Below are 13,358 nucleotides of genomic sequence, written 5' to 3'. Positions count from 1 at the left end.
CCGTCACGATGCCGCAACGAATTAAAGAAACCTACGTCGCTCGCCAGCCTATCTTGAACGCGAAGCGACAGACTCTGGGTTATGAGTTGCTGTTTCGTGACGGTGAAAAGAATGCTTACCCCGCACATATAGAGGCGAACCGAGCGACTTATCGCCTGATCGTTGAAAACTTCTTGTCTGTAGGTACGAACCCAGGTTTATCTACCTCTCGCTGCTTTATCAACTTTCCTCATGAGAGTCTGATTCGACTATTACCACTTTCTCTGCCGAGAGAGCGAATCGTGGTTGAAGTTTTGGAAACCTGTATTCCAAACGATGAGTTACTTGATGCGATTAAACAGTTGCATGCCCAAGGTTATCTCATCGCGTTAGACGACTTTATTTATACGCCTGAGTGGGAGCGTTTTCTCCCTTTTGTTCAAATCGTAAAAATCGACATCATGGCGGTGGGTTTAGAGCAAGCTTGTGCGATGGTGAAAGAACTGCAAGCAAAAAGCTCCAAACGAAAGTTTCTTGCAGAAAGAGTAGAAACAGAACAAGAGTACCTCGCTGCACGCTCAGCTGGATTTAGTTTTTTCCAAGGCTACTTTTTTAGTAAACCTGAAATTGTACGCCAACGTTATTTGAGCCCTGAACAACTTATTGCAATGGAGTTGTTCCGAGAAGTTTGCCAACCCGAAGTGGATTTCCTTAAAGTCGAATCTATTGTCGCTAAAGATGTCGCGTTGTCTTATAAGCTATTGCGATTCGTTAATACGATGTCTGATCGTTTGGAAGTACCGATTTCTTCATTTAAACAGGCGCTTGTCTATTTAGGGCAAGACAAGCTGAAAATGTTTGTCTCACTGGCTGTTGCATCATTCGTGTCGGCGAACAAACCGAAAGAACTTTATACCTTGTCATTACAGCGCGCCCAGTTTTTTATGTTAATGGCGCGCGAAAATCCATTTAGCCAATTTCGTGATCAGGCTTTTTTGATTGGCCTATTTTCTTTACTTGATGCTCTGTTGGATGTTTCCCTAAAAGAACTGGTGGAGCAACTCCCACTCTGTTCTTCGATTAAAGTGGCATTGCTTGAGCGTGAAGGCCCTTATGGTGTGTTATTGCACTTAGAAGAGTGTTATGAAAATGCTGACTGGAATGGGGTAGAGACGGCTTGCCAACAGCTTAATTTATCGGTCAACGATGTCATGCCACGTATCTCCCAGGCTCAGCGTTGGAGCCAAGATTTGAACGCCATTATTTAACCCTCGCTCAATTTAACTTCATTAAACTTTTATGACAATGAGTATATATGGCTTGACGTATATGTTCTTTCTTCTAATATATACGCATATCCATATATGAGTATGTAGTTATGCTTCCTCACCAATTTTTTAAGCTTCTATCTGATGAAACTCGCGTTCGCTGTTTAATGCTAATCGTTCGCCAAGAGTGTCTATCTGTCGGTGAGCTGACTGAAGCACTGCAAGAGAGTCAGCCGAAAGTGTCTCGCCATTTAGCGCAATTGCGCTCAAACGGGATCCTAACGGACGTTCGTCAAGGGCAGTGGGTCTTCTATCGCCTAGCACAAGATTTACCCGGTTGGATGCTAAAGTTAATTGACGACCTTATCGCATCGAACTGTTTGAAAACTGAATATCAGCAAGATATTGAGCGCTTAGAAGCGATGACTTCACGTCCTCAATGTTGCGTTTAAATAGTTAAGGAAAAAGACATGACAGTTAAAGTAGGTATTAATGGTTTTGGTCGTATTGGCCGTCTAGCACTTCGCGCAGCTTTTGATTGGGAAGAGTTAGAGTTTGTGCAAATTAACGATGTAGCGGGTGACACAGCAACGCTTGCACACCTTCTAGAGTTCGATTCAGTTCAAGGTCGCTGGAACCATGAAGTAACGGCTGAAGGCGATGAGATGATCATCAATGGCCAGCGTATCAAAACAACCCAAGAGCGTGATATTGATGCGATTGATTGGTCTGGCTGTGATGTTGTGATTGAAGCGACCGGTGTTCACCGTAAGACTTCTTTCCTAAACAAATACCTAGAGCAAGGTGTGAAACGCGTTGTGGTTTCTGCTCCAGTAAAAGAAGATGGCGTAGCGAATATTGTGGTCGGTGTTAACGACAACATCTTTGACCCAGCAGTGCACAAAATCGTGACAGCGGCTTCTTGTACTACTAACTGTATCGCACCAGTCGTTAAGGTGATCAACGAGAAACTTGGCATCGAGAATGCGTCATTCACCACTATTCACGATCTAACCAACACACAAACTATCTTAGACGCGCCGCACAAAGACCTTCGTCGTGCACGTGCTTGTGGTATGAGCTTAATCCCAACAACCACAGGTTCTGCTAAAGCGATTGTTGAGATCTTCCCTGAGTTAGAAAACCGCATCAACGGCCACGCAGTACGTGTACCTTTAGCGAATGCGTCTTTAACTGACATCATCTTCGAAGTGAAACAAGACACGACAGCTGAAGAAGTAAACGCACTTCTAAAAGAAGCGTCAGAGAATGAACTACAAGGCATTCTAGGCTATGAAGAGCGTCCATTAGTTTCTATCGACTACAAAGGCGACCAACGTTCAACAATCGTAGACGCGCTTTCTACCATGTTAGTGGGTAAGCGTATGGTGAAGATCTACGCTTGGTACGATAACGAAATGGGTTACGCAACACGTACGGCAGAGCTAGTACGTAAAGTCGGCTTAGCATAAGGGGAAATGACAATGACACATCCAACCTGGCAACTAGACCTTACGAATGGCGCACTTATCTTGACTCCGTGCCCAGGTACAAAAGAGGCGGACCTAGATTCATCTCTAGCACAGCTTAAAGAGCAAGGCGTTGAAGCAATCGTAACGGCACTTGATGATACAGAGCTTGCAAGCAAAGACGTTGCAGCACTTGGTGAGAAAACTCGTGCGCTTGGCATGCAGTGGTTCCAAATCGAAATTGAAGACGATTGTGCACCAGGTGCTGAGTTTGCTGCTAAGTGGCAAGCAGCAAGCCCTGAGTTACACAAAATCGTAGATAACGGCGCAAAAGTAGCAATGCACTGCATGGGCGGTTCTGGTCGTACAGGTCTATTTGCAGCGCATCTACTGTTAGAGAAAGGCTGGGATCTAGACAAGATCGTTCAAGAGGTTCAAGCACTTCGCCCAGGAGCGTTTACGAAGCCGATTCAAGTTGAATATATTCAAGACATTGCTGCTCAGTAATTTATAGTCAAACAGCGATTCGAGCTTTTGGATCACCATGATCCAAAAGCTTAATTTACTCCCCTTTTCGCTTTTCCCTGATTTAATCGGTGTGATGTTATGTTCTCAAACCTAAGTAAAAGCGTTCGCCAATATATGTTGGTGACTTTCAACTATTGGAATTTCACGATTACCGATGGTGCGTTACGCATGCTGGTGGTTTTGCACTTCCATGGCCTTGGCTATAGCTCATTAGAAATCGCTTCGTTGTTTCTCTTTTATGAGTTCTTTGGCGTCGTGACCAACCTCATTGGTGGTTGGCTTGGTGCGCGACTGGGGCTGAATAAGACCATGAACTTAGGGCTAGCAATGCAGATCATTGCACTCTCAATGTTGGCAGTGCCAAGCGCGATGTTAACGATCCCGTGGGTGATGGCAGCTCAGGCGCTATCGGGTATTGCGAAAGACCTGAATAAGATGAGCGCGAAAAGCTCAATCAAAACCTTAGTGCCTGACGAGCAGCAAGGCGCTCTTTATAAGTGGATTGCGATTCTTACCGGCTCTAAAAATGCACTCAAAGGTGCAGGTTTCTTCGTAGGTGGTTTGTTACTGTCTTTAATTGGTTTCAAATATGCTGTGTTAGCGATGGCGGGTGTATTAACACTGGTCTTCATCGGTAGCCTACTGAGCCTTGAAGCGGACATGGGTAAAGCGAAAACTAAGCCTAAATTTAGTCAGCTGTTCTCTAAGTCTGAATCAATCAACATCTTGTCTGCGGCACGCATGTTCCTGTTTGGTGCGCGTGATGTATGGTTTGTGATTGCTTTACCTATCTACCTAGGCACCGTCTTTGGTTGGGATCACTCTATGGTTGGGGGCTTTTTGGCGGCTTGGACAATAGCGTATGGTTTTGTACAAGGTGTCGCGCCTAAGATCACTGGTAAGGCTCAAGGCAAAGTTCCTGATGGTCATGCTGCACTGTTATGGGCGGGCGCTTTGGCTGTGGTTACGGCCGGTATTGCATACGCTGTTCAAATTGGTTGGCAACCGGAACTGGTCATCATTGGCGGATTAATGTTGTTTGGTGCCATCTTTGCAGTTAACTCTTCGCTGCACTCTTATTTAATCGTTAGCTATGCCAAAGGTGATGGCGTCTCATTAGACGTAGGATTCTACTATATGGCTAATGCGATGGGACGTTTGATTGGGACGATCTTGTCAGGCTGGGTATTCCAGATGGCAGGACTAGCAGCTTGTTTGTGGGTGTCGTTTGGCTTCCTTACTCTGACTACTTTGATTTCTTTGAAGTTGCCTAAGATAAAACAAAGCGCGATCGCCTAACTAGGTAGCATGATTTATTGACTAAAAGCTGACCAAGTAAATAACGCGGTCAGCTTTTTTATTGCTATATTCAATAGGTTATTGTTTAAAGGTGGTGATATGAGAGAAAGGGTTCTGTTTTTTGATTTGTTACGCTGCGTCGCAGCGGTAGCCGTAATCGCGATCCATGTGCTTGCACCATACCGACATGAACTTGGTGTCATCCCTTTTGGTGAATGGGCTACGGCCGTCGGGGTCAATAGCGTTACCCGCTGGGCGGTTCCAGTCTTTATCTTGATCACCGGCGCTTTGATGTTGAGTGATAACAGACCATTTGATGCTAAGTATTATGTCAAACGGAGACTTGGCAAAGTCTTGATCCCGTTTCTTGTTTGGTCTCTCTTTTATGCATTTCTCTCTGGTGTAACAAGTAGTGGTTATGATGTATCGGTAACCCAGCAGGTGCTCGCTGATAGCCCATCTCATGCTACCTATTACCACCTTGGCTTTTTCTATTACTTCATTCCGCTCTATTTTGTGATCCCGTTTTTTCAAATAATGGTGAAAAAGTCGGGACCTAGTGCGCTCTATGCTTTTGTCGCTGTATGGTTATTTACCTCGCTTTTGTACTTAATGAAAATCGATGGTCCGTGGAGTCATGAACTTTGGCTCTACAGTGGGTATTTACCTTTGGGCTACCTTCTTTACCAACGCGTTCCCTTAACTAAGGCAATGGTAGCGGTATTTGTAGCGCTAGGAGGTCTAGCTCTGTTTACTACAGCGTATATGGTCATAAGTAATAGCGTTGCCGCTGAGCAATACACTGTGGGACGCTGGCTATCCTACAAGACACTCAATGTGATTTTAGCTGCGAGCATGATATTCATGCTGTGTCGCTACTTTGGGGAAGGGCTTTCTGCGCAAGCAAATAAAGTCATTGGCTTCATTAGCCAACATAGCTTGGGTATTTATATCCTACACCCGATTTTCTTATGGCCAATGAAAGAGTTTGGTTGGCATCAGGGACACCCGGCTTGGGTTATCCCTGTTTGGATTGTTTTAAGTGGTGGTGGGGCGTTAATGATGAGTTGGATGCTGTCCAAGTCTGAAAAAGCTCGCTGGCTATTGCCTTAACGCTTGATTGCAAAATGGAGAAACTTATCACCCTGATAAGTTAGCGTGCCCTGATCGCCAGGATTAAGGGCATGAAAGTAGTGAACACCGACTTGGAACTCTCGTTTTGGTCCAAGGCGGCCTCGTTGTACGTAAATCCAATATTCTTGGTCATCTTGTCCTGGCTGCGCGTTATCAATGTCGATGGATTGTTTATCCAGTACGGTCACTTCTGCCGTTTGCTCAGGAGCATTCTCGCCTTGAATATGCTTACGGTAGAAATGGACAAAGGCCCAGCCGCTAACAAGGGCAAAAAGAATGACAGCGATGAAGAGCGTTATAGGCATGGTTGATGGCCTCAAATGGGTTTAGCCTAATGATAGCGAGATTTTAGACTCTATTCTGGGTATGAGTCTTGCTATGTAGAGAAAATACTCAAGGACGAAAAACTATTCGAGCGATATCACACCAATCTTGCTAGATAGAAGTTGGAGCCATGGCTTAAGTATTGATTCTAAAGTACAAATATTCTTGCAACTTAAAGAAAAAGTGGGAGAGTAGGTAGTAGAAGGATCAAATACCGCTAAACTTAGTAGTAGTGGAGGGAAACTATGTCAGATATTGAAAAAGTGGTCACACGCACTCGTCGTATCGAGAAGCTTCTCCGTACTCAATATCATGCAGATGGCCGAGGGTTGCATCAGCTTATTACGAGCTGTGAAGAGCGGCTCCCACATGATGTGATCGGTAAGCTAAGATATATTGCAACCATACGAAATAAAGTCGTACATGAAGAAGATTTCAAGTTAGATAGTCGTAGAGACTTCTTAACCACGTGTGATGAATGTGAAAAAGAGCTCACGCCAAGAAGTAGTCGCTTTGTCTGGCGAGCAGCTATCACGCTAATGACGCTAATAACGTTAGCAGCGCTTCTATTCTATTATGCTCATTGGGACGTTTTATCAAAGCATCTCTAGTCTAAAGGTTAAAACTGGCACTTTTCGTGGCTGTGTCAAAACTAGACATGTCGCTGATATTTAAATCAAAAAACACTATTTCAATGATTGGAAAAACAAAAAGGGACGCATCTGCGTCCCTTTTTGTTTCTGAATTTGACTTAGTACATCATCGGCAGTGTCATTAGGCCTACGACTACTGCGATCATTACAAGTCCTTGTTTTTGTGAAGAAGAAATCATAGCACTGCTCCTTTAATGTGATGTTTGATTCTATGTTTTTTAGAATAGCAGTATTTTGATGCTTTGATCAAGCGATTTGTTGTCTAAGCCTTAAAAATATAAGTTTTCTTAAATATATTAGTCGATATTTCAGGGGTTGTTTGTGATCTATAAAAAATAAACTTGTCTATTATCTAAACTAAATAAGCATCGGTATTTTTGTAAGTTGTTGATTTTTATTTGAGTTTACTATGTTTTTATAATGTTAATGATAGTTTTGTTTTAGTTTTGGTGTTTTGGATCTCCTCTGTCTTGTGGGTCTTTGTTTTCTTGGTAATGCACTCTTCGTTGACGATGGTTTCCTGACAATGTCGGTCTTTTGTCAGAGTGAAGTTAAAAACTAGACCGTAAAAGTTTTATTTATCATCTCATTTTTTTAGTTTAAGTATTGTTTAAGTTATTGTTTTTGATTTGTTTATTCTTTATGTTTTGTTTTTGGTATGGTGTTTTTGTTTATTTGAGATCTCTAGTGGGAACAGTTGAATGAAACTACAAAACTTTTCTCTCAGCCAATAATGCAATTAATGGAGTGGTGTTCTTTTTATTAAAAGGGTGTCGAAAGATAAGTCATATCAAGATCCAAGTTTTGCTTTCTCTTAGTAGACATCTAATGAAGTCTGCCTAAACTGGCAGCTCATTTTTATTGAGGTGTTCGAATGTGGAGCTGGCTATCGGTTGCCCTTTCTGGGTATATCAGTATTTCCGCCAATGAAAATAACCATGTGAAGCAAGCTGCAATGTTTAAAACAATGTCGCTGCTTATGCTGTTAGTGATGCTATGGAGCCAAGGCGCGCTAGTGAATGCGGCTGCGTGGTGGGTGTCGCTAGGATTGGTGATTTCAATAGTGGCTGATGGACTCTACTTATTTAAGAAGCACCTTAAATTAAGCTTTGCTGGTTTTGTGGCGGCTCAGCTTTGCTACAGCGCATCATTCTGGTTCAAACTTTCAGGTGACATGGTCTTGTGGTTGCCTGCATTACTTTTAGGTATTGGGGTGGTGAGCTTCTTCCTTCTTTTGCCTAAAATTGACCAACTGATTTTTCCTGTCGTGATCATGGGGATTGTCTTACTGCAGCTAAATTGGGCGGCAGGGGAGGTCTGGTTGATTAATGGTGGGATTGCCAGCGTGATTGGCTTTATCGGTTCCCTGACTCTGACGTTATCGGCAGTCTTACTGGCTATTCATGACTATAAACATCCTTTGCATCAAGGCCGTTATCTGATTTCGGGTAGTTACCTTCTTGCTCACAGCCTAATAACTGCATCTCTGCTTATCTAAAATCAAAGAAAAAAATCATTGATTGATTATCCTCACTAGACCCAATTTGTTGAGGAAATATCATGTCGACTGAAATTCATGCCCATAACGTTCTAAACTTGTTGAGAGAGCGCCCTATGTCCAAACTTGAGTTGGAAGCGGCGGTGAATGAAGAATTTGGTGAACAAGCCCGTTTCCGTACCTGTAAGTGCAATGGCTTTTCGTTAGATACGCTATTAGAGTTCTTTATTGAACGTGAAAAAGTGATTGTTCAAGATGGTATTTGGCAGATTAATGCTGAGCGAGTGTGTAGTCATTAACTGAAAACGCGCATTAATCTTTAAATCACAAAGATTAATTTTTGCCACGCCTCCAAATCACAGGATGAGATTGTTATACTTCGCCGACTTTTTTGCGCGCTTGATTTATAACACTTTGGAGGCTTAATTCATGGACATTCTTTCCGCCGCAACCATGATCTTTCTAATCATGGATCCGCTTGGCAATTTACCTATCGTCCTATCGATATTAAAGCATTTAGATCCTAAGCGCCGTCGTATAGTACTAGTACGTGAACTCTGCTTTGCCCTCGGCATTTTGTTGTTGTTCCTTTTTGCAGGCAAAAGCATCCTTAACTTCCTACATGTACAACCTGAAACCTTGAGCATTTCAGGCGGTATCATTCTATTTATTATCGCGATTAAGATGATATTCCCAAGTGGTGGTAGCATTGTTGGCTTAGCGGCAGGTGAAGAACCATTCTTTGTGCCAATGGCGATTCCTATGATTGCTGGTCCTTCGGTTATTGCGTCGATCTTGCTGCTTTCTAGTCAACATCCAGATAAGTTACTTGAGCTATCAGGCGCGGTGATGCTGGCATGGGGCGCGACCTTCTTTATTTTGATGTTCTATAACTTCTTCCACCGAATTTTGGGTGAAAGAGGCTTAAAGGCGGTGGAAAGGTTGATGGGCTTATTGTTGATTATGATTTCTACCCAGATGTTCCTAGATGGAGTGAAAGGGTACCTAGCTTAAAACAGAAAACGCCGCTCAGTTGAGCGGCGTTTTTTTACATCATGTATTTACGTCGGATATCGAGCAACGCAAAAATACCAAATATTAGAATGGACCACTTTTCCCAGCGGCTCATACTGATCTTGTCACCAAATGCTCCGATAAAGATAAGCATCTGCAAACCATGCATGATGAACAAAAATGCTGCCATGATATAAAGAGCAATCGCCGCATTGCCTGGAAATGGGCTAAAGAAATTAAGAATCAAAATAAACCACACAAAACCAATCGCGGCCTTTGCGAGTAACAATAATGCTTTCATAACGACTTCCTATTTAGTCTTGTTGTCGTTCAAACAGTCGGTAGCAAACTTGTCCGGCTGTTTTTTCTCTGTGCTGGTGCCAGTGTGCCGGAATGCCTTCCAAAGCCAACTCTTTTTCTGTTTCAATATAAATCATAGCGTCTTCTGCGAGCCAGCCATTACTCTCTAACAAAGCGATGGTTTCGTCGAGTAGGCCTTTACGAAAAGGAGGGTCGATAAACACCACATGGTGAGGTGTCCCCGGCTGCTTTAGGTAACTTAAAGCATCACTGTTGATCGCTTTTAGATTATCTGCTTTTAAAGACGCAATATTGGTTTGCAACTGTTTAAACGCTTGGGGGTTTAGCTCAATTAGAGTCACCATTTCCGCTTGTCGAGAAGCAGCTTCAAAGCCTAAGCCCCCCGAACCTGCAAAAAGGTCAAGACACTTTGCTCGTGGCACGTCTTGAGCAATCCAGTTAAATAAGGTTTCTTTTACGCGATCCGTCGTAGGTCTTAGACCTTCCGCGTCGTGAACAGGCAGTTTTCTACCTCTCCATAAGCCGCTAATAATACGAACAAAGCCCGTCGATGGCTTTTTTTGTGATGTGTTTTGCTGGCGACGTCTTACCATAGATTTTTTGACCGCTAATAAAGTGATACTATAGCCAGTCGCTCTGCTGTTGAGCGCTAACATACAGCCCAAATTTGTTGATAACAAAGTGTATACCATCGCCTTATCGGTGAAAACTTTTCACTTTGTTGTCATTTGTCTTTTCTAAGTAGTGATAATACCTACCGAAAAGAGTCTGATTTAATTAAGACGATCTAGGATAGCCCCAGATGACGGAAAAAAAGAAGCGCGGATTACTCTCTTGGCTTGGCTTTGGTGATGAAGAACAAGCGAAACAACCCGTTGAAGAAACACAACAAACTGCGGAAGACGCTGAGCAACAACCGCTTGAATCTGTTGACGAACAATTAGAAGAAACGAAAACTTTGCCAGCAGAAGCAGAAGCAGAAGCAGAAGCAGAAGCAGAAGCAGAAGCAGAAGCAGAAGCAGAAGCAGAAGCAGAAGTAATTGTTGAAGTTGAAGAAGAAGTTGCTCCACCAGTAGAGACTGAGCCTCGTGTTGTCGAACAAGAAAAACCAACAGAAAGCTTCTTTGCTCGCCTTAAACGCAGCCTAGCGCGCACCAAAGCAAACATTGGTGCAGGTTTCTTTGGTCTATTTAAAGGCAAGCAGATCGACGACGAGCTATTTGAAGAGCTTGAAGAGCAACTGCTGATTGCCGATGTGGGTATGGATACCACGCTAAAAATTATTGATAACCTGACAGAGAAAGCTTCTCGCCAGGATCTAAAAGATGGCGAAGCATTATATGGTCTGCTTAAAGAAGAGATGGCAGAGATCCTATCTAATGTTGAGAAGCCACTTGAAGTTGATAGCAGCAAAGCGCCTTACGTTATTTTAATGGTAGGTGTGAACGGTGTTGGTAAGACTACGACGATCGGTAAGCTAGCGAAGCAATTCCAAGCTGAAGGTAAAAAAGTGATGTTGGCTGCAGGTGATACATTCCGTGCAGCAGCAGTAGAGCAGCTACAAGTTTGGGGTGAGCGTAATAATGTTCCAGTAGTGGCTCAGCATACCGGTGCTGACAGTGCCTCTGTTATTTATGATGCAATTGAATCAGCGAAGGCGAAAGGCGTTGATGTTGTTATTGCAGATACTGCTGGTCGTTTGCAGAACAAGTCAAACTTAATGGAAGAGCTGCGCAAGATTGTACGTGTGATGCAAAAAGTCGATGGCTCAGCACCTCATGAAATCATGCTAACGCTAGATGCGGGTACTGGCCAGAATGCAATCAGCCAAGCGAAACTATTTAGTGATGTAGCACCGCTGACAGGTATTACTTTGACTAAGTTAGACGGCACCGCAAAAGGTGGTGTGATCTTCGCGCTAGCGGATCAATTCCAAATCCCTATCCGTTACATTGGTGTCGGTGAAGGTATTGATGATCTACGTCCATTTGAAACTCAAGAATTTATCGACGCACTATTTAGTCGAGAAGATTAACCCAGTCATTAATCTAACAAGCAATTGAAGAAACTCAGTTAAGAGGGATTTCGAGTGATAAAATTTCAGCAAGTGAGTAAAGCGTATCGAGGTGGTCGACAAGCTTTACAGAAGGTTGATTTTCATCTCCGCCGAGGTGAAATGGCCTTTCTCGGAGGCCATTCGGGCGCCGGGAAAAGTACGCTGCTAAAGTTGATTTGTGCCATTGAACGTCCAACTGATGGAAAGATCAGTTTTAATGACCATGATATCACTCGTATCCCTAGCAAAGACATTCCATTCTTACGTCGAAACATCGGGATTGTTTTCCAAGACCATCGACTACTTATGGACAGAAGTGTCTTTGATAACGTCGCATTACCTATGCGAATCGAATCTATTTCAGAAAGTGAAATTAAACGTCGAGTTTCAGCTGCATTAGATAAGACCGGCTTGCTTGATAAAGCCAAGTGTTTGCCAAGTCAGCTATCGGGCGGTGAGCAGCAGCGTGTTGGGATTGCCCGCGCAGTCGTAAATAGACCAACATTGCTTTTAGCGGATGAGCCAACAGGTAACTTAGACCCAGAGCTATCGAATCGAGTACTGAAGTTATTTGAAGAATTTAACCGTGCCGGTGTGACTATCTTACTTGCGACGCACGATCTCGGGTTAGTGAATACTCGCCCACAATATCGTCACTTAGAGTTGAATCAAGGTTTCTTGAGTGAGGTTGAAGACTATGGCCATTAATCCTCGCAAGAAAAACACCAATTCAAGTCGTGCGAAAAATCGAGTCAAGCGTGACAGTTTCTTCGCTGTCCACTTTAAGCAAGCTAAAGCCTCACTGGGTGAGTTTTGGTTGCGTCCGATGGGTAATATATTAACGTTAGCTGTGATTTCGATGGCACTTGCTATGCCGTCGGCGCTCTATTTGCTGGGTAAGAACATCTCTGCTGCTTCAACCAATGTGACAAGTCCTTCGCAAGTAAGTGCTTACTTAAAAGAGCAGACTCCAGAAGCACGTGTAATGGTGCTGAAAGATCAGCTAGAAAGTGCATCCGATGTTGCTAAAGTAGAATATGTCTCTCCTCAGCAAGGGCTTGATGATCTCAGTCAGTATTCAGGTTTTGAGCGTGCACTGACAATGCTGGATGACTATGCTTTGCCTGGTGTGTTAGTGATTACGCCAAGTAAAGAAGATAAGGCGTCAATCAAACAGCTTGCAGCGCGTGTGGCCCAAGAAGATGGTATTACTGATGTCAGGCTAGATGAAGATTGGCTTACTCGACTGGATGCAATCAAGAATTTGGTTGGCGGTATTGTCGTGACTCTATCGGTGCTTATGCTTGGCTCGGTCTTTCTCATAGTAGGTAACACGTTGCGATTTAACGTACTTGCGAATAAAGAAGAAATCCAAACTATGAAGCTTATTGGTGCGACCAACAGCTATATTTTACGTCCTTATCTCTATTCTGGGATGTGGTTTGGTTTACTTGGGGCGACGATAGCTTGGGTTTTGACTGCGTTAATCACAGTTTTACTCAACAACAGTGTTGAGCAGTTGGCGCTACTGTATGATAGCCGCTTTAGATTGGTTGGCCTTAGCTGGGATGAGTCCTTGCTGCTGTTGATGCTAGGTACCTTCTTAGGTTGTCTTGCGGCGAAGGTTTCGGCGCAGCGTCATCTAAAGGAAATAGAACCAGTTTAAATTGAACCTGTTTATTATGCTGCTGTCATACTATTGAAAAAAGTACACGCTACCGTGTACTTTTACCTTGTATAGACAGTTTGTTTATGCATAATAACTTTCCCCTGCTTGAAACCTGTTCACTTTAGGTTCAAGATTGGTGGGTTAAA

Annotated in this window: 16 protein-coding genes; 13 read left to right on the top strand and 3 right to left on the bottom strand. The window is 43.4% G+C overall.

The genetic code is table 11. The features are described from left to right. Window positions 1-20 precede the first annotated feature (20 nt). The 6 genes from AAFX28_RS08030 to AAFX28_RS08005 all read left to right on the top strand — a co-directional run bounded on the left by AAFX28_RS08030 (window position 21) and on the right by AAFX28_RS08005 (window position 5,656). On the top strand, window positions 21-1,247 hold the full coding sequence (locus AAFX28_RS08030; protein ID WP_408690843.1) for an EAL and HDOD domain-containing protein: 1,227 nt from the start codon (window positions 21-23) through the stop codon (window positions 1,245-1,247). Between the two features lie 110 nt (window positions 1,248-1,357). Then, window positions 1,358-1,699 carry an ArsR/SmtB family transcription factor gene (locus AAFX28_RS08025; protein WP_408686995.1) on the top strand — a complete coding sequence of 114 codons (342 nt, stop codon included), beginning with the start codon at window positions 1,358-1,360 and terminating at the stop codon, window positions 1,697-1,699. 18 nt (window positions 1,700-1,717) lie between these two features. Then, a complete protein-coding gene (locus AAFX28_RS08020) occupies window positions 1,718-2,719 on the top strand; it encodes an ArsJ-associated glyceraldehyde-3-phosphate dehydrogenase (protein WP_408686994.1) in 1,002 nt (333 codons plus the stop codon). Window positions 2,720-2,731: 12 nt separating this feature from the next. Next, window positions 2,732-3,223: a cyclin-dependent kinase inhibitor 3 family protein gene (locus AAFX28_RS08015; protein ID WP_408686993.1), complete on the top strand. Its 492-nt coding sequence runs from the start codon at window positions 2,732-2,734 to the stop codon at window positions 3,221-3,223. Window positions 3,224-3,322: 99 nt separating this feature from the next. Beyond that, entirely contained in the window at window positions 3,323-4,543 is a 1,221-nt protein-coding gene (gene arsJ, locus AAFX28_RS08010; protein WP_408686992.1) for an organoarsenical effux MFS transporter ArsJ, read from the top strand. Between the two features lie 99 nt (window positions 4,544-4,642). Beyond that, the gene (locus AAFX28_RS08005) at window positions 4,643-5,656 is read left to right on the top strand and encodes an acyltransferase (protein ID WP_408686991.1); all 1,014 of its coding nucleotides are present in this window, start codon (window positions 4,643-4,645) and stop codon (window positions 5,654-5,656) included. Here the strand turns inward: AAFX28_RS08005 and AAFX28_RS08000 are convergent. Then, entirely contained in the window at window positions 5,653-5,982 is a 330-nt protein-coding gene (locus AAFX28_RS08000; protein WP_408686990.1) for a DUF2500 domain-containing protein, read from the bottom strand. The two genes, AAFX28_RS08005 and AAFX28_RS08000, sit on opposite strands and share 4 nt — an antisense overlap. Before the next feature lie 264 nt (window positions 5,983-6,246). Here AAFX28_RS08000 and AAFX28_RS07995 point away from each other — a divergent pair, with 264 nt between their 5' ends. The 4 genes from AAFX28_RS07995 (at window position 6,247) to AAFX28_RS07980 (ending at window position 9,166) form a co-directional block, all read left to right on the top strand. After that, the gene (locus tag AAFX28_RS07995) at window positions 6,247-6,612 is read left to right on the top strand and encodes a DUF4145 domain-containing protein (protein ID WP_408686989.1); all 366 of its coding nucleotides are present in this window, start codon (window positions 6,247-6,249) and stop codon (window positions 6,610-6,612) included. Between the two features lie 916 nt (window positions 6,613-7,528). Next, a complete protein-coding gene (locus AAFX28_RS07990) occupies window positions 7,529-8,152 on the top strand; it encodes a lysoplasmalogenase (protein WP_408686988.1) in 624 nt (207 codons plus the stop codon). Window positions 8,153-8,214: 62 nt separating this feature from the next. Continuing rightward, complete coding sequence (locus AAFX28_RS07985) at window positions 8,215-8,451, top strand: YecH family metal-binding protein (protein WP_408686987.1); 237 nt, start codon at window positions 8,215-8,217, stop codon at window positions 8,449-8,451. A 130-nt stretch (window positions 8,452-8,581) separates the two neighbouring features. Then, entirely contained in the window at window positions 8,582-9,166 is a 585-nt protein-coding gene (locus AAFX28_RS07980; protein ID WP_053441660.1) for a YhgN family NAAT transporter, read from the top strand. A gap of 34 nt (window positions 9,167-9,200) precedes the next feature. On the opposite strand, the gene AAFX28_RS07975 is transcribed toward AAFX28_RS07980, so the two are convergent. Further along, window positions 9,201-9,467 (bottom strand): DUF1145 domain-containing protein, encoded by a 267-nt coding sequence (locus tag AAFX28_RS07975; RefSeq protein ID WP_408686986.1) that lies wholly within the window; start codon window positions 9,465-9,467, stop codon window positions 9,201-9,203. Between the two features lie 13 nt (window positions 9,468-9,480). Then, window positions 9,481-10,080, bottom strand: a complete 600-nt coding sequence (gene rsmD, locus AAFX28_RS07970; protein ID WP_408690842.1) for a 16S rRNA (guanine(966)-N(2))-methyltransferase RsmD — start codon at window positions 10,078-10,080, stop codon at window positions 9,481-9,483. A 209-nt stretch (window positions 10,081-10,289) separates the two neighbouring features. On the opposite strand from rsmD, the gene ftsY reads away from it, so the two are divergent. From ftsY to ftsX, 3 genes are read left to right on the top strand one after another with little or no spacing between them, the layout of a single operon-like run. Then, window positions 10,290-11,522, top strand: coding sequence for a signal recognition particle-docking protein FtsY (gene ftsY / locus AAFX28_RS07965; protein ID WP_408686985.1), 1,233 nt, complete (start codon window positions 10,290-10,292; stop codon window positions 11,520-11,522). Window positions 11,523-11,576: 54 nt separating this feature from the next. Beyond that, complete coding sequence (gene ftsE / locus AAFX28_RS07960; protein ID WP_408686984.1) at window positions 11,577-12,251, top strand: cell division ATP-binding protein FtsE; 675 nt, start codon at window positions 11,577-11,579, stop codon at window positions 12,249-12,251. Continuing rightward, window positions 12,241-13,209, top strand: a complete 969-nt coding sequence (ftsX, locus tag AAFX28_RS07955) for a permease-like cell division protein FtsX (RefSeq protein WP_408686983.1) — start codon at window positions 12,241-12,243, stop codon at window positions 13,207-13,209. Before ftsE ends, ftsX begins: the two co-directional genes overlap by 11 nt. Window positions 13,210-13,358 lie beyond the last annotated feature (149 nt).

This window comes from Vibrio sp. TBV020 (genome assembly GCF_046056895.1).
GTDB lineage: Bacteria > Pseudomonadota > Gammaproteobacteria > Enterobacterales > Vibrionaceae > Vibrio.
Note: the sequence above shows the minus strand (reverse complement) of the source record. Positions and strands in the feature narration are given on the sequence as shown.